The sequence below is a fragment of the Actinomycetota bacterium genome (genome assembly GCA_035765775.1).
Lineage (GTDB): Bacteria > Actinomycetota > CADDZG01 > JAHWKV01 > JAOPZY01 > DASTWV01.
Map to the genome: position 1 here is coordinate 471,319 of DASTWV010000059.1, position 21,873 is coordinate 493,191.

General features: G+C 69.7%; 23 protein-coding genes and 1 pseudogene. 11 read left to right on the top strand and 13 right to left on the bottom strand.

The genetic code is table 11. The features are described from left to right. Window positions 1-24 precede the first annotated feature (24 nt). Complete coding sequence (locus VFW71_15995; GenBank protein ID HEU5004265.1) at window positions 25-315, top strand: hypothetical protein; 291 nt, start codon at window positions 25-27, stop codon at window positions 313-315. Here VFW71_15995 and npdG read toward each other — a convergent pair. Both npdG and VFW71_16005 read right to left on the bottom strand, forming a co-directional pair. Continuing rightward, entirely contained in the window at window positions 312-986 is a 675-nt protein-coding gene (npdG, locus tag VFW71_16000) for an NADPH-dependent F420 reductase (GenBank protein ID HEU5004266.1), read from the bottom strand. The two genes, VFW71_15995 and npdG, sit on opposite strands and share 4 nt — an antisense overlap. After that, window positions 987-2,552, bottom strand: a complete 1,566-nt coding sequence (locus VFW71_16005; protein ID HEU5004267.1) for a methylmalonyl-CoA mutase family protein — start codon at window positions 2,550-2,552, stop codon at window positions 987-989. It lies immediately after the preceding gene. A gap of 308 nt (window positions 2,553-2,860) precedes the next feature. Here VFW71_16005 and VFW71_16010 point away from each other — a divergent pair, with 308 nt between their 5' ends. Next, window positions 2,861-3,643 (top strand): helix-turn-helix transcriptional regulator, encoded by a 783-nt coding sequence (locus tag VFW71_16010; GenBank protein HEU5004268.1) that lies wholly within the window; start codon window positions 2,861-2,863, stop codon window positions 3,641-3,643. Here the strand turns inward: VFW71_16010 and fabI are convergent. The 4 genes from fabI to VFW71_16030 form a co-directional block, all read right to left on the bottom strand. Next, the gene (fabI, locus tag VFW71_16015) at window positions 3,572-4,348 is read right to left on the bottom strand and encodes an enoyl-ACP reductase FabI (GenBank protein HEU5004269.1); all 777 of its coding nucleotides are present in this window, start codon (window positions 4,346-4,348) and stop codon (window positions 3,572-3,574) included. The genes VFW71_16010 and fabI overlap by 72 nt on opposite strands. A gap of 44 nt (window positions 4,349-4,392) precedes the next feature. Next, on the bottom strand, window positions 4,393-5,055 hold the full coding sequence (locus VFW71_16020) for a TetR/AcrR family transcriptional regulator (protein ID HEU5004270.1): 663 nt from the start codon (window positions 5,053-5,055) through the stop codon (window positions 4,393-4,395). Beyond that, the gene (locus VFW71_16025) at window positions 5,052-6,452 is read right to left on the bottom strand and encodes a cytochrome P450 (protein ID HEU5004271.1); all 1,401 of its coding nucleotides are present in this window, start codon (window positions 6,450-6,452) and stop codon (window positions 5,052-5,054) included. The genes VFW71_16020 and VFW71_16025 overlap by 4 nt, the downstream gene beginning before the upstream one ends. 83 nt (window positions 6,453-6,535) lie before the next feature. Continuing rightward, window positions 6,536-6,964 carry a TIGR03618 family F420-dependent PPOX class oxidoreductase gene (locus VFW71_16030; protein ID HEU5004272.1) on the bottom strand — a complete coding sequence of 143 codons (429 nt, stop codon included), beginning with the start codon at window positions 6,962-6,964 and terminating at the stop codon, window positions 6,536-6,538. A gap of 61 nt (window positions 6,965-7,025) precedes the next feature. Between VFW71_16030 and VFW71_16035 the strand changes: the two genes are divergently transcribed. The 4 genes from VFW71_16035 to VFW71_16050 all read left to right on the top strand — a co-directional run bounded on the left by VFW71_16035 (window position 7,026) and on the right by VFW71_16050 (window position 10,358). Beyond that, the gene (locus VFW71_16035) at window positions 7,026-7,247 is read left to right on the top strand and encodes a type II toxin-antitoxin system VapB family antitoxin (GenBank protein HEU5004273.1); all 222 of its coding nucleotides are present in this window, start codon (window positions 7,026-7,028) and stop codon (window positions 7,245-7,247) included. After that, window positions 7,234-7,623, top strand: coding sequence for a PIN domain-containing protein (locus VFW71_16040; protein HEU5004274.1), 390 nt, complete (start codon window positions 7,234-7,236; stop codon window positions 7,621-7,623). The genes VFW71_16035 and VFW71_16040 overlap by 14 nt, the downstream gene beginning before the upstream one ends. A gap of 288 nt (window positions 7,624-7,911) precedes the next feature. Beyond that, window positions 7,912-9,645 (top strand): N-6 DNA methylase, encoded by a 1,734-nt coding sequence (locus VFW71_16045; protein HEU5004275.1) that lies wholly within the window; start codon window positions 7,912-7,914, stop codon window positions 9,643-9,645. Further along, window positions 9,642-10,358: a PaeR7I family type II restriction endonuclease gene (locus tag VFW71_16050; GenBank protein HEU5004276.1), complete on the top strand. Its 717-nt coding sequence runs from the start codon at window positions 9,642-9,644 to the stop codon at window positions 10,356-10,358. Before VFW71_16045 ends, VFW71_16050 begins: the two co-directional genes overlap by 4 nt. A 400-nt stretch (window positions 10,359-10,758) precedes the next feature. On the opposite strand, the gene VFW71_16055 is transcribed toward VFW71_16050, so the two are convergent. Next, window positions 10,759-11,163, bottom strand: coding sequence for a nuclear transport factor 2 family protein (locus tag VFW71_16055; protein HEU5004277.1), 405 nt, complete (start codon window positions 11,161-11,163; stop codon window positions 10,759-10,761). A gap of 18 nt (window positions 11,164-11,181) precedes the next feature. On the opposite strand from VFW71_16055, the gene sdhC reads away from it, so the two are divergent. Genes sdhC through VFW71_16080 form a run of 5 tightly spaced genes read left to right on the top strand, consistent with a single transcriptional unit; the run spans window position 11,182 to window position 15,193 of the window. Then, window positions 11,182-11,592, top strand: a complete 411-nt coding sequence (gene sdhC / locus VFW71_16060) for a succinate dehydrogenase, cytochrome b556 subunit (protein ID HEU5004278.1) — start codon at window positions 11,182-11,184, stop codon at window positions 11,590-11,592. A gap of 2 nt (window positions 11,593-11,594) precedes the next feature. After that, window positions 11,595-12,008, top strand: coding sequence for a succinate dehydrogenase (locus VFW71_16065; protein ID HEU5004279.1), 414 nt, complete (start codon window positions 11,595-11,597; stop codon window positions 12,006-12,008). 7 nt (window positions 12,009-12,015) lie between these two features. Continuing rightward, complete coding sequence (gene sdhA / locus VFW71_16070) at window positions 12,016-13,791, top strand: succinate dehydrogenase flavoprotein subunit (protein ID HEU5004280.1); 1,776 nt, start codon at window positions 12,016-12,018, stop codon at window positions 13,789-13,791. A 46-nt stretch (window positions 13,792-13,837) separates the two neighbouring features. Beyond that, the gene (locus VFW71_16075) at window positions 13,838-14,461 is read left to right on the top strand and encodes an iron-containing redox enzyme family protein (GenBank protein ID HEU5004281.1); all 624 of its coding nucleotides are present in this window, start codon (window positions 13,838-13,840) and stop codon (window positions 14,459-14,461) included. A 30-nt stretch (window positions 14,462-14,491) separates the two neighbouring features. Continuing rightward, window positions 14,492-15,193: a succinate dehydrogenase iron-sulfur subunit gene (locus VFW71_16080; GenBank protein HEU5004282.1), complete on the top strand. Its 702-nt coding sequence runs from the start codon at window positions 14,492-14,494 to the stop codon at window positions 15,191-15,193. Between the two features lie 30 nt (window positions 15,194-15,223). On the opposite strand, the gene VFW71_16085 is transcribed toward VFW71_16080, so the two are convergent. The 6 genes and pseudogenes from VFW71_16085 to VFW71_16110 form a co-directional block, all read right to left on the bottom strand. Next, on the bottom strand, window positions 15,224-15,364 hold the full coding sequence (locus VFW71_16085; GenBank protein ID HEU5004283.1) for a hypothetical protein: 141 nt from the start codon (window positions 15,362-15,364) through the stop codon (window positions 15,224-15,226). 222 nt (window positions 15,365-15,586) lie between these two features. Beyond that, window positions 15,587-17,569, bottom strand: coding sequence for a prolyl oligopeptidase family serine peptidase (locus tag VFW71_16090; GenBank protein ID HEU5004284.1), 1,983 nt, complete (start codon window positions 17,567-17,569; stop codon window positions 15,587-15,589). Next, complete coding sequence (locus tag VFW71_16095) at window positions 17,562-18,695, bottom strand: hypothetical protein (GenBank protein HEU5004285.1); 1,134 nt, start codon at window positions 18,693-18,695, stop codon at window positions 17,562-17,564. Before VFW71_16095 ends, VFW71_16090 begins: the two co-directional genes overlap by 8 nt. A gap of 276 nt (window positions 18,696-18,971) precedes the next feature. Then, window positions 18,972-20,345: an RNA polymerase sigma factor gene (locus VFW71_16100; protein HEU5004286.1), complete on the bottom strand. Its 1,374-nt coding sequence runs from the start codon at window positions 20,343-20,345 to the stop codon at window positions 18,972-18,974. Between the two features lie 250 nt (window positions 20,346-20,595). Further along, a pseudogene (locus VFW71_16105) lies at window positions 20,596-21,378 on the bottom strand (5-formyltetrahydrofolate cyclo-ligase). 23 nt (window positions 21,379-21,401) lie between these two features. Next, a complete protein-coding gene (locus tag VFW71_16110; protein HEU5004287.1) occupies window positions 21,402-21,791 on the bottom strand; it encodes an SCP2 sterol-binding domain-containing protein in 390 nt (129 codons plus the stop codon). Window positions 21,792-21,873: the final 82 nt, after the last annotated feature.

Genomic DNA, 21,873 nt, shown 5'->3' on the forward strand with positions numbered 1-21,873 from the left:
ATCCAGTCTAGCGAGGAGGGGGCGATGTACGCGTTTTCCTTCGAGGTGCCGGGCACCGAGTCCATGTACGAGCAGGTGAAGGCCAGTGTCGGGGAGCCCCCGGAGGGCCAGCTCCTGCTGCTGGTGAGCCGGACCGCCGGCGGACTCCGCCATCTCGGGGTCTGGCGCAGCCGGGCAGAGTGGGAGCACTACCGGGATGCCACAATCCGGCCGGCCGTCGCCGCCCTGCTGGCCAAGATCGGCATCCCGGAGCCGCCCGCTCCCGTGGAGCAGGAGGTGGCGGTGGTCGATCTCCAGCAGCCGGGCCGGGGTTAGGCCGGTAGGTTGGTGACCTTGATGCCGGCCCCCGGGTGCAGCTTGTAGCGCCCGTTGATGCCGATGAGGAGTGCGGTGAGCGACTCGAGGATGCGGGCGGTCTCCAGCGCCCCGCAGTCGATGAAACGGGAGCCGGGGATCTTGCCCACCACCTCCTCGGCCACCTTGCGGGCCTCGGGGTCGCCGCACACCAGCACGTCTTGGCCGAGCGGCGACTCGACGGCCTCCAGCGTGCCCGCCATGACCGTGTGGAACCCGGAGGCCAGGGCGACCTCGCGGCCGAGGATCGAGCGGGCCTGCTGGGCGGCCGATCCCTCCCACACGCCGAGCATGCGGGTGGGGCGCCCGCCCACCTCGCTGGCGAGGGGGACGGTGCAGTCGATCACCGTGGTGCCGGCGCCGACGCTGGCCTTCATGGCCTTGTAGGCGTCGGCCTGGCCGGGGAACGGCACGGTGACCATGACGACGGGGACGTCCTTGACGATGTCGGCGTTGGCCCCACCCGACACCGAGACCTCCTTGGGCGCCAGCGCCTGGCGTATCCGGTCGGCAGCGGCGATGGCCCGGTCCGCCTGCCGGCTGCCGATAACGACGTCCTCGCCGGCGTGCGCCAGCCGCATCGCCAGCCCATAGCCCAGTCCCCCCGTGGCACCAACAATCGCGATGCGCATCTAGAACACCTCCGTCGGTCGGTACTCGCCAAAGACATCTCGCAGTACGTCACAGATCTCCCCGAGCGTAGCCGAGGCCGACAGCGCCTCCCGGATGGGGTGGAGCAGGTTGGCGGTGCCCCGGGCGACTGCCCGGACATCCTCCAGCGCGCTGCGCACCGCCGCGGGGTCCCGGCTGGCCTTTACCCGGGCCAGGCGGGCGAGCTGGGTCTGGACCGCCTCCCGGTCGGGGTGGGCGACCGGCGGGGCCGGGTCGGACTCGACGAAGCGGTTGACGCCCACCACCACCTTGCGCTGTTCCTCGATGGCGAGCTGCATCCGGTACGCCGACTCCTCGATCTGGGCCTTGACCCACCCGGTCTCCACCGCGGCCACCGCCCCGCCCATGTCCTCGATACGGGCCAGAAGCGCCTCGGCCTGCTTTTCTATCTCATTGGTCAGGCGCTCCACAAACCACGACCCGCCCAGGGGATCGACCGTATCGACCACCCCGGTCTCGAATCCCAGCACCTGCTGGGTGCGCAGCGCCAGGCGGGCGGCCGCCTCGCTGGGCAGCGACAGGGCCTCGTCGTAGGAGTTGGTGTGCAGCGACTGGGTGCCGCCCAGGACGGCGGCGAGCGCCTCGTACGCCGTGCGCACGATGTTGTTCTCGGGCTGCTGGGCGGTCAGGGTGGCGCCGCCGGTCTGGGTGTGGAAGCGCAGCCAGGCGTCCTCCTCGTGCGCCCCGAAGGCCTGGCGCATGATGCGCGCCCACATCCGCCGGGCAGCCCGGAACTTGGCCACCTCCTCGAAGAAGTTCATGTGGCAGGCGAAGAAGAACGAGATCCGCCGGGCCAGGTCGGGTGGGGCCAGCCCGGCCTCGACCGCCGCCTTGAGGTAGGCGACGGCGTTGGCCAGGGTGAAGGCGACCTCCTGCACCGCGGTGCAGCCCGCCTCCCGCATGTGGTAGCCCGAGATCGAGATGACGTTCCAGCGCGGGATGCGTTCCTGGCAGTAGGCGAACAGGTCGGTGACCAGCCGCATGCTCGGCCGGGGCGGGAAGATGTAGCACCCCCGGGCGGCGTACTCCTTCAGGATGTCGTTCTGCACCGTGCCCCGGATCCGGTCGGGCGCCACCCCCGCCCGCCCGGCCACCAGCTCGTAGGCCACCAGCAGGATGGGGGCGGTGGCGTTGATGGTCATCGAGGTGGAGACGAAGTCGAGTGGGATGTCCCGCAGCAGGATCTCCATGTCGGCGAGCGTCGAGATGGCTACGCCGGTGCCGCCCACCTCGCCGGTCGCCCGGGGGTGGTCGGAGTCGTAGCCCATCTGGGTCGGGAGGTCGAAGGCCACCGAGAGCCCGGTCTGGCCCTGCTCGAGGAGGAACTTGAAGCGCTCGTTGGTCTGCTCGGCGGTCCCGAAGCCGGAGTACTGGCGCATCGTCCAGAGCCGGTCCCGGTACATGGCCGGGTGCACGCCCCGGGTGAAGGGGAAGGTGCCGGGAGCGCCCAGGTCGGTGTCCGGGTCCCACCCCGGCAGCGAGTCCGGGCCGTAGGTGGCGGCGATCTCGATGCCCGCGTCCGTCACTCGCCGGTCCGACCCTGAGGGGGGGCTCACGGGGAGAGTCTACCGGCCGGTAGAGAAGCCCCGGCCTCCGGAGCGCGGTGGGCCGGGCGGGGGGCCGCGTCGGGGGGCCGCCCGCAAACATGCCGCCCGGCCGGAAACTTGTGGAATGCGCCGCCAATATGGCGGCCGGCTCCACATGTTTTCTTGCTCAGCCTCCGGGTACAGCGGCGTCGGAAGGTGGGCGAAGGCCCGGTCGGTACGGATACCTCCAGCCTTCCCTCCTGACAATTCGACCGGCATCGAAGCGTCGGCGGGCTACGGTGGGAGGCATGGACGGAGATGTCGACCTCGCCGCCGTGGGCGAACTGCTGGCCGACCGGAGCCGGTGCCGGATGCTGCTGGCACTGGGGGACGGGCGGGCGCTGCCGGCCAGCCGCCTTGCCACCGAGGCGGGGGTGCGCCCGGCGACGGCCAGCAGCCACCTGGCCAAGCTGGTCGCCGGCGGTTTCCTCACGGTCGAGGCCTATGGGCGGCACCGGTTCTACCGGCTCGCCGGACCTGCGGTGGGCCGGATCATCGAGGCCCTGGCAGCCGTCGCGCCCCCGGAGCCGGTCCGGTCGCTCCGCCAGAGCACCCGGGCCGCCGCGGTCCGGGCAGCGCGGACGTGCTACGACCACCTCGCCGGGCGCCTCGGCGTCGGGCTGATGGGCGCGTGGATCTCCCACGGCTGGTTGAGCGGCGGGGACGGGCGATTCCACCCGGGCGCGGGCGACCGCCCCAGCGCCTACGGGACCGAGATCGAGTACCGATTGACGCCGTCGGGAATGGCGGTGGCGGAAGAGTTGGGCATGGCGGGGGGCCGGGCGGTGCGCTACTGCGTCGACTGGACCGAGCAGCGTCACCATCTGTCCGGCCCCTTCGGCCGGGACCTGCTGGCGCACTTCGTGGACCAGGGATGGATCCGGCGATCGGAGGGGACCCGGGCGGTCCGTGTCACCCCCGAAGGGCAGGCGGCGCTGGCGGAACGGTTCGGGGCCGGACTATTCGCGGATGTCGGCTCCCAGAGCGTGGTAGCCCCCGTCGACGTGGACGATCTCGCCGCTGATGGCTGATGACCAATCCGACAGCAGGAACGCCACGGTGCGGGCGGTGGGGAGCGGGTCCTTGAGGTCCCAGCCCAGCGGCGCCCGCCGCCCCCAGGCCGAGGCGAGGATGTCGAAACCGGGGATCCCCTTGGCGGCCATCGTGCGCAACGGCCCGGCGGAGACCAGGTTGACCCGGATCCCGTCGCCGCCCAGGTCCCGGGCCAGGTAGCGGGTCACCGACTCGAGGCTGGCCTTCGCCACCCCCATCCAGTCGTAGATCGGCCAGGCCACCGTGGCATCGAAGTCGAGGCCCACGACCGCGGCGCCGCCCGCCATGCACGAGCGCAGCGCCACCGCCATGGCCTTGAGCGAGTAGGCGCTGGTCTGCACGGCAGTGGCCACGCTCTCCCACGGGGTGTTGAGGAAGTTGCCGCCCAGGGCGTCGGGCGGGGCGTAGGCGATGGCGTGCAGGAACCCGTCCAGATGGCCGAAGCGAGAGGCCACCTCCACCGCCACGGCGGCGATGTGGGCCTCGTCGTTGGCGTCCATCTCCAGCACCGGCGGCGGCGACGGGAGCCGGCGGGCGGTCATCTCGGTGAGCTGCATCCCTTTGCCGAAGCCGGTGATGATGATCTCGGCCCCCTGCTCCTGGCATACCCGGGCGACGGCGAAGGCGATGCTCTGCGGCGAGAGCACGCCGGTGAGGAGGAGCTTCTTGCCGTCGAGGAGCACGGTGCGCCAGCCTACCGGCTTCGCCGGGGAGAGGCGATGGGCGCCTAGGGGGTGGCGATCCCGGTGATCAGCACATCGAGGAGGTACCCGACCAGGGTGTCCCGGTCGGCTTCGAACAGGTCGGGCTTGGCGATGCACAGCGAGGTGAGGCCGTGCACCGCCGACCACAGACCCAGGGCCACCACGTGGGTGGGGGCCGGCCGGACCGCCCCGCGGGCGAGGGCGGCCTGGACGATGCCTATCCAGTGCACGAACGACGGGGACTCCAGCATGCGGGCGTGGAGCCAGTCGGGCGGGGACGACGTCGGCCGCATCATGAAGAGGATCCGGTAGATCTCGGGATTGTCCACCCCGAATCCGACGTAGGCCCGGCCCCGCCGGCGCAGGGACTCGAGCGGGTCGTCGATGCCGGCAGCCGCCTCGTCCAGCACCCGGTCCAGGTGGGCGAGGTGACGCTGGCAGACCGCCAGGATCAGCTCGGTCTTGTCGGCGAAGTGCAGGTAGAGGGCGGGCGGGCTGACGCCCACCGCGTCGGCCACCGCCCGGATGGAGACGGCGTCCTGGTTGCCCGTGGAGAGCAGGAGCGCTTCTGCGGCGTCGACGATCTCCTCTCGCAGCCGGTCGCCCTGACCTTTGGGTGCCCGGCGGCGGCGCGGTGCCCCCGGGCGGCGCCGGGCGGCCGTGCCGGGCTGGGCAGCAGTGCTCACCGCAGCGCCAGCGTGGCCGGCATCGCCTCCCCAGGGCGCAGCGTGATGCCGGTAAACAGCTTCACCGGATCCGAAGAGGTGGTGATGGCGAACGCCTGCACCACCGAGGCGGTGACGACGGCGGCCTCCAGCATCGAGAAGTACTGGCCGATGCACGCCCGCGGGCCGCCCCCGAAGGGGAAGTAGGCGTAGCGGTGGCGGGCCTTCTCGGCCTCGGTAGTGAAGCGCTCGGGATCGAAGGTGTCCGGGGCGTCCCAGAACCCGGGATGGCGGTGGGTGGCCCAGGGCGAGACGATGACGGTGGCGCCCGCCGGGATCCGGTACCCGCCGATGACGTCGTCGACATAGCTCGTGCGCCCGGTGGCCGAGGCCGAGGGGTAGAGGCGCATGGCCTCCTTCACCACCATGGTGGTGTAGCTCAGCGCCTGGACCTGCTCGAGGCCCAGCTCGCCGCCCGCGAGCACCGCCGCCGCCTCGGCGGCCACCCGTTCCTGCGCCGCCGGGTGGTGCCCGAGGAGGTGGAGGGCAAAGGTGAGGGCGGTCGCCGTGGTCTCGTGGCCCGCCAGCAGGAAGATCAGCGCCTGGTCGCGCACCTCGTCGTCGCGGAGGCGCTGCCCGCCCTCGGGGTCCTGGGCGTCCAGGAGGAGGTTGACAAGATCCTCGCCCTCGGTGCGCTGGCGCCGCCGGGAGGCGATGAGGTCGTCCACCATCCCGTAGATGGCGGCCTTGTCCCGGGCGGCCTTCCGGTTGCCGGGCGTGGGCCAGGTGGCGGGGAGCTTCACGGGTGACAGCCCCCGCTGCAGCGCACGGTTGCTCAGGTAGGGCACGGTGTCCCGCAGGACGGGGATCATGTGGTCGACCTCGGCGCCGAACACCGCGGTGCCCACCACCCGGAGCGTGACCGCGGTCATGTCCTCGTGCAGGTCCACCGGGCGGCCCGCACGGGCGGCCTCGGTCCAGTCGGCCACCAGTCGGCGGGCGTGCCCCACCATCATCGGGACGTAGCCCGCCACCCGCGTGCGGGTGAACAGCGGCTGGACCATGCGTTTCTGGCGCTTCCAGACCTCGCCCTCGCTGGTCAGCAGGCCGCTGCCCAGCAGGTCCTCGATCTCCCGGTAGACCGGCGTCCCCTTGTAGTACTTGTCCGCCGAGCCGGCCAGCACATGCTGCGCCCCGTCGGGATGGAACACGAAGTGCGCCACCTGGCGGACCGGGGGCGGGCCGACGGTGACCCGAACGACGTCGCCATAGGTCTCCATGACCCGGAGGGTGAAGCCCAGGATGTCGGCCTTGAGGGCGAGTGCAGAGCCCAGCACCGGGGCCCCCTTCGGGCCGGGCGCCTGCGGGGAGGCGGCTGCGTCGGCGTCAGCGCTGCGGTCGGACGATCGAACGGCCATAGGGGTCTCCCTTCCCGACTTCGGGCGCCAACTTAACGACGTTAACTTACGGTCGCTAAGTATGGGGGTCCCGGGAGGTGGGGTCAACCCCTGGGTGGCGCCCACGGCCCGATGCCGCCCAGGCGCCTGGGGGCCGTGCGCAGGATGAAGCCCGGAGGCGGGTCGGGCATCGGCGGGAACACCACGTCGGGGCCGAGGTAGGTGCGGGCCAGCCGCTGCAGCAGCTCCGGGGCGCCGCCCTCGGTGACCCGGGCGCGGCCGTAGACCACGAGGTGGAAGTCGAGGCCCATGGGGTTGCGGCCCCCGGTGAGCATCGAGATCACCACCCGGGGGTCCCGCTCGACGTTGCGGATCTTCTGGTAGCGGCCGAGGTGGGCCGAGACGATCTCGTCGCCGTCGAGGCCCACCCACACGATGGTGACGTGGGGCGCGCCATCCGGGCCGAGGGTGGTCAGGTGGGCGAGATGGCCGGCGGTCAGCGCCGTTCGGGCTTCCTCGGTCAGGACCGGCATGGGCGGAAAGCTTACTGATCCGCGGTCCGGGGGGATCGAGCCACCGTGACATACTGTGTGTATGAAACGTACAAATCTTGTGCTTGATGAGGCGCTCCTCGAGGAAGCTGTGCGGATCAGCGGCGAGCGCACCTACTCGGGCGCGGTGGCGGTCGCGCTCCAAGACTTCGTCCGGCGGGCTCACGCACGCCAGATCCTGCGTCTCGCCGGCACCGGCGCATGGGCCGGGTCGCTGGAGGAGATGCGGGCCGACACGGCGGCGACTCCGCATGCTCCTCGTTGATACCTCCGTGTGGGTGGAGGTCTTCCGCAGGCCACCGACCCTTTCGCTGGATGACATCGGTGGGATCGACGAGGTCGTCACCTGCCTGCCCGTCGTACAGGAAGTGCTCCAGGGCTTCCTCGACCAACCGGCGTACCGCATCGCCCGGGAGGCGATGCTGGCACTACCCACGGTCGGGTCCCCGATGCCCGGCGACCTCTATCTCGAGGCGGCCGACCTATTCCGGACCGCGCGCCGGGCGGGCGTGACCGTCCGTTCGGGAGTGGATTGCCTCATCGCCGCCTGCGCGCTCCGCCACGACCTCACCGTCGCCCACCACGACCGGGATTACACCAACTTGGCACGGGTGTCAGCGCTGCGCGCACTGTCTTTGTGACTCACCGGCCGGACCCCGTGCGCTCGCCGGCCGTTTGCCGCGGGGGAAAGCCCTTCAGGGCTCCGTAGGCGCCTGTCCCCAGGGCAGCCTCCCGGGCAGAGGTGCCGGATTGACCCGCGCTGGCTTCACAGAGAGGAGATTTTTGCGCAAGATCGCCATCTGGGAGATAGGGCAGACCGAAACAAAGCGCAAGAGTGTGGTCAGATCCATCAAGGAAGCTCGACAATGCGGAGCCCATCGCGCTTCAAATCCGTCTCGTTGTCGCAGGCGATTGGTACGCTCGGCCCCATGGCGGACCTCCTCTACCAGCCGTCGCTGCTTCCGGAAGCTTGGTCAGACTTTGTGGCCGGGGACCACGAGCCGAAGGCCGACGTAACGATCAGCCACGGCGAGGTCTTTACACGGCCATGGGTCGTTGAGCTCATCCTCGACCTAGCTGGCTACACAGCCGATGCGGACCTCGCTCTACTTCGAGCTGTTGAACCAGCATGCGGAACTGGCGCATTCCTCCTCCCGATGGTCCGCCGACTCAGCGAATCGTGCCGCCTTCACGGTCGTTCGATCAAGGAAGCGGCGGGTGCCATCCACGCCACCGACCTGATGCCTGGGCACGTCGAGCAGGCGCGAGCTGGAATGGCCAAGGTATTAATCGGTGATGACTGGAGCGCTGCACAGGCAGCCTCTCTCACCAATAGATGGGTTCAGGAAGGTGATTTCATCCTGGGCAAGGACCTAGGGGGAACGGCTGACTTTGTGCTCGGCAATCCGCCCTATGTCCGATCCGAGGAGATGGCACCCTCCCGCCTTCAGGCCTACAGGCAGGCGTGTCCGGCGATGGGGGGTCGTGCGGACCTGTTCATTGCGTTCTTCGAGACTGGTCTGCGGGCCCTCAAAGAGGGCGGCACGCTCGGGTTCATCTGCGCCGACCGCTGGATGCACAACCACTACGGCGGGAAGCTGCGAGCGATGATCGGGGACCACTTCTCGGTTGATACGACCATCGTGATGCACAACGTGGACGCCTTCGAGGAAGAAGTGAGCGCATACCCAGCCGTCACTATGATCCGACGTCTTCCCCAGGGCTCGTCGATCATTGCCGACACGACGGCAACGTTCGGCGCTGAGGACGCTGGTGCACTTGTCCGGTGGGTTAAGGGAGCCCGCTCGAAGCCGAAGCGGACAGACGCCTTTGAAGTCGCCCAACTCCCGCACTGGTTCACCGGGACTGAAGGGTGGCCCGGCGGCCGTCCAGAGCGCCTGGCTCTGGTCACCGATCTTGCCCAGCGTTTTCCTCCCCTCGAAGGTTCGGACAGGCGGACCCGCGTGCGGATCGGCGTGGCCACCGGGGCCGACAGTCTTTTCGTTACGAAGGATCCCGAGCTGGTCGAAGCCGAACGACTACTTCCACTCTCCATGGTGCGAGATACGCAGCAGGACCGGTTCGAATGGTCGGGTCACTACCTGGTCGATCCATGGGTAAGCGATGACCCTCCGACCCGCACTCACCCTCTAGGCGGCTTGGTGGACCTCGGCGCTTATCCCCGGCTGAAGTCGTACTTCGAGGCGAAGGCCGAAGCCCTCAGGGGAAGGAAGCGCCACTTCAGCACCTGGTATCAGACCATCGACCGGGTCGACCATTCGATAACCGTTCGTCCAAAGCTGCTCTTCCCAGATATGAAGATGACTAGCAGACCGGTGTACGAGGGAGGCGGCTACTACCCGCACCACAATCTCTATTACGTCGTCTCCGACGTGTGGCCGCTGGAGGTCTTGGGGGGCCTACTGTTATCGCAGATCGCAGATCTATTCATCAAGACCTATGCGGTCAAGATGCGCGGAGGCACTCAGCGATTCCAGGCGCAATACTTGCGCCGGATCTGCGTTCCGCCGTTCGATGGCATCGGGGAGGTGGATCGAAAAGCTCTCGCCGACGCATTCGAAGATCGCGACGTTGAGCGAGCGACCGGAATCGCGCTCAAGCTTTACGGCGTCTCGGTTTCGACGCTCTCGGAGGTGCTATGACGGCTGCGCTTCCCGACTACGAGCCACGTTTCGCTGAGGCGATCGAGTTCTTCTGGGCGACCCGAAATCGCCAGGCGACAGAGCAGAGAGCCAGAGGCGTCACCGATGCCGGAACGCGGGGCGCCGTCACCGGCGGCCAGCATCTCAACGCGCTCGCCGCCCTCATCCGGCAGGTCTTCGCCGATGCGGGAATGGACACGCCGGTTGCAAGCAGCGTCCTGCCCGGCTACTACAGGATTGCCAAGAACTGGGACGTGGTCATCACCTACAAGCACCGGGTCGTCGCGATCATCGAACTCAAATCGCATGTTGGTTCGTTTGGCAACAACCAGAACAACCGTATTGAGGAAATGGTCGGTCAGAGCCTAGATATCTGGCGGGCGGCCCGCGAGAACTTGCTTGGCGATATCCGTCCCTGGTTTGGCTACCTGATGTTGCTGGAAGACCACCAGGACAGTCGCCGGTGCCCCAGCGGTAGAGGTGCCCCGATCTTGCCGACCGACCCGATCTTTCAGGACACAAACTACCTGGATCGCTACCAGATCGCTTTCGCACGACTAAGACTCGAAGGCGATATGAATGCGGTCTGTCTGCTCTTCTCGGATCCAGCGACGGCGTCTGTCGAATACCCGGAGCCCACGATGAGTTTCAACGCCTTCGCCGCCGCGATCCACGGCAGGGTGACAGAAGTCCTGGGGTTGCTCGGCACGTAGCTTGGTCTTGCGCAGCCTTTTTTGTCACACCTCCTACGTACGCTTCGGGCATTGTCTGGGGATAGGAGGAGACAGTGCACAGCGCGAAGCGACCCTGGGAGCGGGTGGTGCTCGAAGCCGAAACCACTGCGGGAGCTATGCGGAAAGCTGCTGACCTGATCGATGAGATCACGGCCCGCGGCATCGACAGAGAGGCAATACGTCTCGACTTGACTGCTCCAATGCGAAGGCCGGGCATCGTTGTCACCTGGCGCACGAGCTAGTGCCTGCGCTACTTGCCAAGCGGGGGCGTGGTCACGACCTTTTCTCAGGGAGACGATACGCGTGAGCTGACGGCGCCCGAATTTCGGCGGGTGCTGGGAACGGCGAGAGCTCGGGCCGTTGCCGTGCGGAAGGCCCCTCAGGGCTCGCGAGGCGCCGGCCCCCAGGCAGCCTCCAGTTCCGCCACGCTCCCCGGGTGCTCCCACCACGAGCTGATGAGCCCGCCGGAGAAGGTCATGACGTGGGCGGTGCGGTACGCGAACGCCACCCCCGCCCGGCGGAGGCGGTGGTTCAGCAGCACGATGCCGTGCTCGTCGTTGGCGATGACATCGACGATGTCCTCCCGGAAGCTCCCCGGCTCGGCCACGGCGGCGGCCCGGGCCATGCCGGCGAACGTCGCCTTCGTGAAGGTCCCGCTCACCGCGGCGTGGCCGGGAACGGAAAAGACCACGTCGTCGGCGCACCCGGAGAGGAAGCCGGTCACGTCGCCGCGGTGGAGCCGCTCGTACAGCGACCGCAGGAGATCCTCATTGGGATGGGGCACGGCGTTATATTCCCCCTGATGACCCCGACCGCAGGCGGGACCCGGGAACGGCGTAGGGACACCAAGCCCTACCGGCGCCGCCGCTACCAGGGCGGCGAGGGCATGTGGTCCTGGATCCTGCACCGGGGCAGCGGGCTGTTCGTCCTGGGCTTCCTCTTCCTGCACATCCTCGACACCGCCCTCATCGGCTTCGGCAAGCACCACTACGACTCCATCATCAACATCTACAAGAAGGTCTGGTTCCAACCGCTCGAAGTGATCCTGGTGGGCGCGGTGATCTACCACTCGCTCAACGGGCTGCGGGTGATCCTCATCGACTTCTGGGACCGGGGCGCTGCTCACGAGCGCCAGCTTGCCCTGGCTACCAACCTCGTCTCGGCGGCCCTGTTCATCCCCTCGGCGATCATCATGCTGAAGCCCTACGTGTAGCGATGGCCACCGTCCAGGACGTCTACGAGCGCCACTTCCCCTCGGGCATCTCCCCGTCCAGCTGGGAGGTGTGGTCCTGGTTCTTCATGCGCATCTCCGGCGTGCTGCTGGTGTTCCTGGTGCTGGGCCACCTGGCGATCATGCACGTCTTCGGCGGGGGGATCCAGCGGGTGGACTTCGACTTCGTCGCCGCCCGTTGGCACGGCATCTTCTGGCGCAGCTACGACTGGCTGCTGCTCGCCCTCGCTTTGCTGCACGGCGCCAACGGGGCCCGCACCGTCATCCACGACTACGTCCACCGGGACGGGTGGCGGGTCCTCCTAAAGGCGGTGCTGTACACCGCCACCTTCGTGTTCCTCTCGGTCGGGACGCTGACCATCGTGACCTTCAACGCCGCCACGATGGCCGGGAAGTAGCGCCCCGGTGTCGTCAGCCAGGCGCTCCGCCCGCGGCTCCGCTGTCGAGGAGCACCATTTCGACTGCGTGATCGTGGGAGCGGGCGGCGCCGGCCTCCGGGCGGCCCTCGAGGCCTCGAAGCGGGCCTCGACCGCCGTGGTCAGCAAGCTGTATCCCACCCGCTCGCACACCGGCGCCGCCCAGGGCGGGATGTGCGCCGCCCTCGGCAACGTCGAGGAGGACTCGGCCGAATGGCACACCTTCGACACCATCAAGGGCGGCGACTACCTGGTGGACCAGGACGCCGCCGAAATCATGTGCCGGGAGGCGATTGACGCGGTCATCGATCTGGAGCGCATGGGCCTGCCGTTCAACCGCACAGCCGAGGGGCGCATCGACCAGCGCCGGTTCGGGGGCCACACCCGCAACCACGGCGAGGCCCCGGTCCGGCGGGCGTGCTACGCGGCGGACCGCACCGGCCACATGATCCTGCAGACCCTCTTCCAGCAGTGCTCCCGCAACCAGGTGCGGTTCTTCAACGAGTTCTTCGTGCTCGACCTCATCGTCACCGAGGCGGGCGCCTGCGGGGGGGTGATCGCCTACGAGCTGAAGACCGGCCGGCTGCACATCGTGCGGGCAGCGTCGGTCCTGTTCGCCACCGGGGGCTTCGGCAAGGTCTTCAAGATCACCTCCAACGCCCACACCCTGACCGGCGACGGGCCGGCTGTGTGCCTCCGGCGGGGCATCCCGTTGGAGGACATGGAGTTCTTCCAGTTCCACCCCACCGGCATCTACGGGATGGGGATCCTCCTGTCCGAGGCCGCCCGGGGCGAGGGGGCGATCCTGCGCAACGGCCAGGGCGAGCGCTTCATGGAGCGCTACGCCCCGACCATCAAGGATCTCGCCCCCCGGGACATGGTCTCCCGGGCGATCGTGCAGGAGATCGCCGAGGGGCGGGGCGTGGACGGCAAGGACTACGTCCACCTCGACATCCGCCACCTGGCCCCCGAGGTGATCGAGGCCAAGCTGCCCGACATCACCGAGTTCGCCCGGCGCTACCTGGGCGTCGAGCCCACCACGGAATTGGTGCCGATCCAGCCCACCGCCCATTACGCCATGGGCGGCATCCCCACCGACGTCCACGCCCAGGCACTCGGCGGGGACGGCCTCCCGGTCCCCGGCCTGTACGCCGCCGGCGAGTGCGCCTGCGTCTCGGTCCACGGGGCCAACCGGCTGGGCACGAACTCGCTGCTGGACATCATCGTGTTCGGCCGGCGGGGAGGCATCCAGATGGCGGAGCACGCCGCCACCCGGCCCCTCCCCGACCTCCCACCCGACCCGGCTGCCCGGGCCACGGCCCTCATCCAGGCCCTGACGGAGCGGACCCCGGGCGAAGGGGCCGAGCGCATCGCCCCCCTGCGGGAGCGCCTGCAGGAGGAGATGACGCGGTGCTGCGGGGTGGTGCGGTCGGAGGCCTCGCTGGCCGAGGCGGAGGGCATCATCCAGGAGCTCAAGGCCCGCTACGCCAAGGCGGGCATCGACGATCACGGGTCGGTGTACAACACCGACCTCCTGGAGGCGGTCGAGTTCGGCTTCCTCCTCGACCTCGCCGAGGTGACCGTCGTGGCCGCCCGCGCCCGCACCGAGAGCCGGGGCGGGCACTTCCGGGAGGACTTCCCCCGCCGGGACGACGCCGCCTGGATGCGGCACTCCCTGGCCGTGCGGGGGCCAGACGGTAGCATCGGGCTGCAGTACAAGCCGGTGACCGTCACGCACTACCAGCCGATGGAACGGAAGTACTGAGCTGTATAGGAAGGGCAGGAAGGACGGCGAACAGAAAGGAGCCGGAGTGGGCATCGACCGGATGATCGACGAGCAGCACCTGCTGACGCACCCCTTCTACCAGCGGTGGCAGAAGGGCAAGGTGAGCCTGGACGTGCTCCGCAGTTATGCGGTCCAGTACTACGCCTACGAGTCGGCACTGCCGTCGTTCCTCCAGAAGGCCATGGCCCACTTCCCCGACGGGCCGGTGAAGGCATCCCTCGCCGACAACCTGCAGGACGAGGCCGGGGGCGCGCACCCCCACCCCGAGCTGTGGCTGCGCTTCGCCGAGTCCCTCGGCCTTCGCCGGGAGGACGTGGAGGGCGCTGAGCTCATGCCCCGCACCGCCAACCTCGTCTACACCTACGAATCGCTGTGCGACCGGGGGGCCGAGGAGGCCCTCGCCGCCCTGTACGCCTACGAAGCGCAGTTCCCGGCGGTGGCGGCTTCGAAGGGCGAAGGCCTGCGGCGCTTTTACGGCATCACCGACCCGGCCGCGCTTGAGTTCTTCGACGTCCACTCCACCCTGGACCACGAGCACGCCGCCAGCCTGCGCAGCGGCCTGGTGGAGAGTGAGCAGGCCCGGGAGGCGGCCGCCCTGGCCCTCGACGCCTGGTGGGGCATGCTGGACAGCTTCGAGGCCATGAGCTAGGCGGCGGGGGCGGAGCGGAGCGAGAGATCAGTGCTGGTCGACCTGCGGATCGCCCGCTTCGACCCGTCGGTCGATAAGCGGCCGCACTGGGCCGACTACCGGGCTGAGGTCGAAGACAGGGCACGGGTCCTCGACGCGCTGCACTACGTCAAGTGGTACGTGGACGGCACCCTGGCGCTGCGCCGCTCGTGCGGGCACGGGGTGTGCGGCTCGGACGCCATGCTCATCAACGGCCACAACCGCCTGGCCTGCCAGGTGCTGTGCCGGGACCTGGCCCAGCCGATCTCGGTGGAGCCGATCCGGGGGCTGCCGGTGGAGAAGGACCTCATCGTGGACATGGAGCCCTTCTTCGCCGGCTACCGGGCGGTCATGCCCTGGCTGATCCCTGCCGACGAGGGCGACGGGGACCGGGAGCGCCTGCAGTCGCCGGCTGAGCGGGCCCGTTTCGACGACACCACCAAGTGCATCCTGTGCGCGGCGTGCACCACGTCGTGCCCGATTTTCTGGGGCGACAAGACCTACGTCGGCCCGGCGGCGATCGTGAATGCCCACCGGTTCATCTTCGACTCCCGGGACGGCGCCGCCGCCGAGCGCCTGGACATCCTGAGCGCCCGGCGGGGGGCGTTCCGGTGCCGGACGACGTTCAACTGCACCGACGCCTGCCCCCGCCACATCAAGGTGACCGAGGCGATCCAGGAAGTGAAGCGGGCGATCCTCTACAAGAAGCTCTGAGGAGGCACGGTGCCCCCGGGGCCCTAACTCCTAACGGCGGCGGCGCAGGCGGTGGTGGTGGGGGGGTTCCTTCGGGCGGGCGACGTGGCGACGGAAGTCCGAAACCGCCCCAGCGGCAACCAGGGAGACCGCTGCCAGTCCCGCAATGCTCACGATGCCAAACGCGTCCATCCCAAGGGTCTCCTACCCAGGAATATCGGCACAACGCGCTCTGGGCTGGAGGATTGCCCGGGCTACGGTCGGGCGCTTGGCGGTCGACATCCACGCGCTGCCGGAAGTTGGGGCGGTGGGAGCGGTGGGGGATTGGAACGTTTCAGCTCCGGTTCTGGGGACTTTTTGCCGTCTTTTTGGCGGAAAATAGTCCCCGGAACTCCATGCCCGTGGTCAGAACGCCTACTCGGGCAGGTTCTCGATCGCCACCGGGTCAACGTCGTCGGCCAGCGAGAAGCCGAATACCTTGGCGTAGAAGTAGGCCTCCGCCTCCAGCGCCCGCTGGATGGTCTCCGCCCGGCGGAAGCCGTGCTGCTCGCCCTCGAAGGGCAGGTAGGCGAACGGCAGGCCCTTCGCCTGGAGGGCGGCCACCATCTCCTGCGCCTGGGCGGGCGGGACGACCTTGTCCTCCAGACCCTGCAGGATGATGAGCGGGCACGAGAGCCGGTCGGTGAAATGGATCGGCGAGCGCTCCCGGTAGAGCTCGGCCGCCTCCGGGTAGGGGCCGATCAGCGAGTCCAGGTAGCGGGACTCGAACTTGTGCGTGTCCTGGGCCAGGGTCTCGGCGTCGGCCACGCCGTAGTAGCTCGCCCCCGCCGAGAAGACGTCGCGGAAGGTGAGGGCGCACAGGGTCGTGTACCCGCCGGCGCTGCCCCCCCGGATGGCGAGGCGCTTCCCGTCGACGTCGCCCCGCTCCACCAGGTACTGCGCCGCCCCGATGCAGTCGTCCACGTCCAGCACGCCCCAGCGCCCCTTGAGCCGGTCCCGGTAGGCCCGGCCGTAGCCGGTGCTCCCCCCGTAGTTCACGTCCACCACGGCGAATCCCCGGGACGTGAAGTACTGGGTCTCCAGGCGGAGTTGGGACGAGGTGGCCGAGGTCGGCCCGCCGTGGCTCATCACCACCAGCGGGGGTCGCTCCTCGGCAGGCGCAGAGACGTGCGGGTTCACCGGCGGGTAGTAGAGCGCATGGCCGACGGCCCCCTCGGACGGGTAGGTCGAGGGGAAGGCGATGGGTTCGGCCACCGAGATGTAGCTCGGGTCCACCTCCACCGAGAGGCTCTCCCGCACGATCTCCGTCGCCCCCGACACCGGCTCGTAGGCCACGACGGCGACGCCCCGCTCGGGGCTCCCGCCGAGAAAGGCCAGGCCACCGCCGCCGCCCACCAGCTGCGCCGGGCTGAAGGACCGGAACGGGAGGCCGAGGTCCTCGTAGGTGGTCGTCCGGCGCTCCGCCTCCGGCTCCGCGGTCTCAGCCACCCGGCACAGGCGGGTCCCGCCCGAACCCCCGACCAGGCAGAGCAGGGCGCCGCTCGCCAGGAACGCATAGGTGGACAGGCCGAACACCCACTGCGGCACGCCCAGCTCGGCCTCGATCGGCGCCACGGGACGCGCCTCCTGGCCGGGCACGGCGTCGGCGTACAGGTTCCACCACCCGGTCCGGTCGGAGATGAAATACAGGATGCCCGCCGGGCTGAACTGGGGCTGGAAGATCGACTCCTCGGGTCCGCCGGCCACGGGGCGGGCCTCGCCCACGGTCCCGTCCCCGGCCAGCGAGGCGACCATCAGCACCGTGCCGTCCCAGGGCATGTTCGGGTGGTCCCAGCACGTCCACGCCAGCCACCTGCCGTCCGGGCTGAGGCGGGGGAAGGCGAAGAAATCGTGGCCACCCGCCACCGCCCGGGGGGCGGCGGAGCCGTCGGTGGGCAGGATCACCAGCTCGTTGACCGCCTCGGCGCCCGCCCCGTGGCGCTCCCGGACGCACACGATCCAGCGGCCATCGGGCGTCACCACACCGTCGGCGTAGCGGTCACCCCGGAGGAGCTCGGGTGCCGCGGTGATGGGGGTGGGCGCCAGCCCCGGCTCCACCCGGTAGAGCCGCTGGTCCTCGAAGTTGGCGAAGAACACCGACTCGCCGTGCACCCAGTAGCTGCCCCCGCCGTACTCGTGGGCCAGCGTGCGGGCATTGAAGCCGGCTGGGAAGACATCGGCGACGGTCCCGGCAGCGTCCCGGCGCACGATGACGTAGCGGCCCCCCTCCCAGGAGCGGCCCTCCAGCCAGTACAGGTCGTTGCCCGACCAGGAGACTTTGTCGAGGCGGACGCCCCCGGTGGCCACCATCTCGGCGGTGATCGGCGAGGGCCAGGAACCATAGGGCAAGTCAGCCAACAGTGATCGTCTCCTGCATCGAGGGGTGTATGAGGCAGCGCAGGCTGTACGTCCCCGCCGCGCTGAAGGCCAGCGTATAGGTGATGAAATTGGGTGGCGTGGACTCCAGCAGCCCCGAGTTGTGGAAGGCGTTGCCGGAGTACGACCCGCCGCTCATGGTGATCGGCTTGGCGCCGAGCCCGGGCGGGGGTGCGACCCCGCCCACCCGGGTGGTCACCTGGGGATTGAGGTGGATGGTGCCGTTGCCGCCCTCCATCAGAAGGCCGACGGCCCCGGCGGGCGGGTTGAGGGCCAGGGCGTGCTCCCCGTACAGCGTCCAGGAGAGGACCTGGCGCACGCTGGCGGTCACGCTCGCCGGGCCGAGCGCGGCGACGAAGGTGTTCGTCACCCTGGATTCGGTGATGCCGGCCACCAGCGTGGTGGTGACGGTGGCGGCCTCCTGGGCGGCGGGCGCCTGCGCCTGGACCGCCTGGGCCAGCTGAGCTGCGCCCGCCTGGCTCACCTGGGACGGGCTCGGGATGTGCTGGGACAGGGGCACCACCTGGAGCTGCCCGCTCATGGTGGTGGGGTGGGCGAGGTCGACGAAGTGGTAGGTCCCGCTGGCGGCGTTGGCCGACACCGTCACCGAGAACGTCGCCCCCTGCGCCAGCCAGCCGCTGTTGTAGAACGACTGGAACCCGGTGAAGCTGGGCTGGGGCCCCGATTGACACGCCCGGGTGACCGGGGGCACGCCGGTGTCCAGGAAACAGGGCTGGGCGGCCGAGGGGACCGGGTCGCCCGCCGCTGGGAAGAAGGGCGGCAGGCCCACCAGGCTGGTGCCGCTCACCTGGCCGATCGACTGGTTGACGAGGCTCCCGAGCGTGACGGTGTGCGGCTCGCCGGAATACCGCTCGACGAAACTGACCATGTCTCCCGGGTGCACCTCGAGGGAGCTCGGGAAGTAGGCGTCGGCCACCAGGGGGATCTGGGGCGACTGCGCATCGACGTCGACCGTGAAGCTCTGCGGGACGGCGGCCGAGGAACCGGGCGTGCCGGGCGTGCCGGAGGGCTTGCCCGAGGTGCAGGCGCTCCCGAGCAGGAGCAGCAGCACGGCCAGCAGGCCCCACCGGTCAGGAACGCGCCGCATCGGCTGATCCTACTTCCCGCCGGGGCGGCGCCCGGCCGGCATGCCGGCCGGAGGGGGGCGCCGCACGGCAACCGGAAGGGCGGCGGTCCGCGTCCGCTGAGGTGGGGGACTTTCGTCCCGGGTAGCGGGACAAATGTCCCCCGAATGATATGGGCGGCGGGGGGCATCGCGGTCGATTTGCCCGCAAAAGGGGCAATGTGACCCATTCCCGGCGGCGGGCCAGGCGGCGGGATGCCCGGCCCGCGACGCAGTCTGCGGAGCGGTGCCCGGGTGGTACTAGTGCCCGGCGGACGAGCTTCCGAGAAGCTGGCTCAGCAGGCCGCCGCCGGCGGGAGGGGCGGGCGAACCCTGCCCCGTGCCCTCCACCCCGTTGACGAGGTCCTGGACCCCTCCGGTGACGCCGGTGACCGCCTGGCCCACCCCGGCGAGGGCCGGGTCGCAGGCGAGCACGGGCGACAGGGCGTTGACCGGGCTCAGCAACTCGGAGAGCACCTGACCTGCCCCGGGGGCGGCCAAGGCGGCGGGCACAGCCGGAAGCGAGGAACCGACCTTGGAAAGCCCGGTGCTGACGCAGGAAAGGGTCTGCCCGACACTGGAGCCCGTGGTGGCCGGCGTGACCGGGGCCGCAGCCGGCCTGGACGGCGGCACCGCCGGCACCGCCGGCAGCGCGGAGGCCGGGGGCTGCACCGGCTGGGCCAGGGGCGGGGCGACGATGGGAGCAGCCGCAGGGACGGCCCGTGCGGGGGCCGGCGCCGCGGCGCCCAGCGTGCCCGCGGCGACCGCCGTGGCCGCCACCATCGTGGCACCCACCTCGGCCAGGCGTGCGAAGGGCGAGAGCGAGCCGGCGCCAGGCGTGTTCACGAAACCGGACACCACACGCTGTCCTGCCTCCAGCTGCCGGCGGAGGAACTCGATGCCCATCCCGGAGGCACCGAGCATGCTGACCCAAGCGGCGTGGAAGGCCTGGCCGGGGCGCCGGCGGCGGGCGAGCGACTGGCAGATGCTGCATTCCCGCAGGTGCTCGGCCACTTCCTCCCGGCCGAGGGCGTTCGGGTCGGAGGCGAGCAGCGTGGCGGTGCGGCGGCAGGCGGCCATCTCGCCCTCGGCGTGCTCCAGGCGCTTGAGCTCCAGGCGCATGCGCTTGCGGGCCCGGGACAGGGAGATCTCGACCGCCCGGGTGCTGATCCGCAGGGCGATGGCGATGTCGGCGTAGGACATGCCCTCCAGCTCCCGCAGCACCAGTACCGTGCGCTGCCGCTGCGGGAGACGGGCGAGCCCCCGGTGCACGGTGGCGACAGCCAGCTGCGAGCTCACGGACTCCCAGACGTCGTCCGGCTGGTCGTTGGCGGGTTCCAGCTCGACAAGGTCGACCGGATCGGTGGGCTGCGGGCGGTGGGACTGGCGGCGAGCCTCGTCGATGCACACGTTGCGGGCGATCTGGATCAGCCAGGCGCCGAACTGGTACTCGCCGTTGAACCTGGGCAGGGCACCGAGCGCCCGGGCGAAGACCTCCTGGGTCAGGTCCTCGGCATCGCCGCAGTGCAGCGTGGCGACAAACGAGTAGACGCGCGAGTAGTAGCGCTCTATGAGCTCCACCGTGGCCTCGGACCGGCCGGCTTGCGCCGCCTCGACCAGGGTCCGCTCAGTCATCGTTTACCGTCACCCAGTGCACCTCGTCGTGGAGCCGCACACGCGCGCTACGCAGAAATCATCAGCCTCAGCGCACCCCAATATTTAACGGGTCGGGGGTGGCGAGCACAAATCGACAATCGGGACCGGGCTGGGTCGGCTCCCAGGACCCGATACTGCACAAGACGGCAGGAGAGGGCGCATCTAGCCAGTCTTCGCTCCTTTCCGCTCTTCTGCGTGACCAGCGCTCACCGAGAGTGTTCAGAAATCGTCAGGAAACGTTGCCCCTTGGGACCTGCCCGGAGGGGCCTGGGACGGCTTTCGACACCTCGTGAGCCCGGGCGGCGAGGGCGGCGAGCACCGGGATGGCCGCGACCTTGGCCTCGTCCAGGTGGTCCCACAGGATGCCGGGAGGGCCCCGGAGGCCCCGGAGCGGGGTGCGGTGGACACCGTCGGGGGTGACGATGAGGTGCACCCGGAAGTCATGGCCGGTCTCCGGCAGCTCCTCGTCCAGCACCTGGACGGGGTGGACGGTGGTGGCGATGGTTGTCCATTCGCCCACCAGCCCCGCCTCCCGCGCGAGCGCAAACTCCAGGTCGGAGTAGCCGCCGCCCTTGCCGATGCGCACCCCTGCCGGATTGACCGCCACCGAACCGCAGACCACGAGGTCGATCCGGGACATCTCGCCCAGGCCGACCGGCGCACCTGCCGCCGAGGAGCCCTTGATCGAGGCTGCCGCCCGGATGGCGGCCCGGCCAGCCAGCCCCAGCCGGTCCGGGTCGAGGGCCAGGAAGGGGCGGCCGGAGGCCAACCGGGGCACGGCCATGTAGAGGAGCTTGCCCTCGGTCAGCGCCTGGATGCGCACCGGGTGCTGCGGCGAGTCCGGGTTGGCCTTGAGCACCCCGGCCGCGGCCCATTCCGGCGCGGCGGCCAGGGCCCGCGCGGCAGCCTCGGCGCCGATGAAGTTGGGGATCCGTCCGCGGACCCCGGGGAACCGGGCCGCGCGCGCGTCCTGGAGTGCGGCCCAGACCCGCTCCCGGACCTCTTCCTTAGAGTGCGTGGGTTAGAGAGAAGCGCTCAGTATTCGCGCTCGAGGCCGGCCACGGCGGGGCCGAGACTGGACACGAATCCCTGCAGGCCCATCAGCTTCATGAGATTGCCCTGGATCTTGATCTTGCCCTGCATGAAGGCGACCTGCGGGTTCAGCTCCATCTTGTCCATCGACACCGAGATCGGGTAGGTGGCGGTGATGGTGGCGTCGGGGTTCTCGGCCTCGCCGATCCCGACCTCGGGTACCCCGTCGGTGGCCTTGGCGAAGAACTTGACCTCACCGCGTTCGGGGACATCGGTGATCACCTGCTGGATGGCAAAGCTCTGGCCCTTGATGGTGTTGGTCACGGCCTCGGTGGACTGGAGAAGGCCCGTGACCTCCTGCGCCCATTGCTCGGACAGGTACTTGACAGCCATACCCCGGTCTCCTTTCGGCTTACCCCGCGCTTTCATTGGGCGCTTCAACATTGGGCGGTATGGTGGATCGTACCCGGGAATG

What these genes read in the sequence shown, in the direction of transcription:
- VFW71_16045 (HEU5004275.1), top strand. Translation starts at nt 7,912, where the DNA reads ATGGCGGACCTCCTCTACCAGCCGTCGCTGCTTCCGGAAGCTTGGTCA.
- VFW71_16010 (HEU5004268.1), top strand. Translation starts at nt 2,861, where the DNA reads ATGGACGGAGATGTCGACCTCGCCGCCGTGGGCGAACTGCTGGCCGAC.
- npdG (HEU5004266.1), bottom strand. Translation starts at nt 986, where the DNA reads ATGCGCATCGCGATTGTTGGTGCCACGGGGGGACTGGGCTATGGGCTG.
- VFW71_16095 (HEU5004285.1), bottom strand. Translation starts at nt 18,695, where the DNA reads ATGCGGCGCGTTCCTGACCGGTGGGGCCTGCTGGCCGTGCTGCTGCTC.
- VFW71_16035 (HEU5004273.1), top strand. Translation starts at nt 7,026, where the DNA reads ATGAAACGTACAAATCTTGTGCTTGATGAGGCGCTCCTCGAGGAAGCT.
- VFW71_16040 (HEU5004274.1), top strand. Translation starts at nt 7,234, where the DNA reads ATGCTCCTCGTTGATACCTCCGTGTGGGTGGAGGTCTTCCGCAGGCCA.
- VFW71_16030 (HEU5004272.1), bottom strand. Translation starts at nt 6,964, where the DNA reads ATGCCGGTCCTGACCGAGGAAGCCCGAACGGCGCTGACCGCCGGCCAT.
- VFW71_16085 (HEU5004283.1), bottom strand. Translation starts at nt 15,364, where the DNA reads ATGGACGCGTTTGGCATCGTGAGCATTGCGGGACTGGCAGCGGTCTCC.
- VFW71_16025 (HEU5004271.1), bottom strand. Translation starts at nt 6,452, where the DNA reads ATGGCCGTTCGATCGTCCGACCGCAGCGCTGACGCCGACGCAGCCGCC.
- VFW71_16100 (HEU5004286.1), bottom strand. Translation starts at nt 20,345, where the DNA reads ATGACTGAGCGGACCCTGGTCGAGGCGGCGCAAGCCGGCCGGTCCGAG.
- sdhC (HEU5004278.1), top strand. Translation starts at nt 11,182, where the DNA reads ATGACCCCGACCGCAGGCGGGACCCGGGAACGGCGTAGGGACACCAAG.
- VFW71_15995 (HEU5004265.1), top strand. Translation starts at nt 25, where the DNA reads ATGTACGCGTTTTCCTTCGAGGTGCCGGGCACCGAGTCCATGTACGAG.
- VFW71_16110 (HEU5004287.1), bottom strand. Translation starts at nt 21,791, where the DNA reads ATGGCTGTCAAGTACCTGTCCGAGCAATGGGCGCAGGAGGTCACGGGC.
- VFW71_16065 (HEU5004279.1), top strand. Translation starts at nt 11,595, where the DNA reads ATGGCCACCGTCCAGGACGTCTACGAGCGCCACTTCCCCTCGGGCATC.
- VFW71_16050 (HEU5004276.1), top strand. Translation starts at nt 9,642, where the DNA reads ATGACGGCTGCGCTTCCCGACTACGAGCCACGTTTCGCTGAGGCGATC.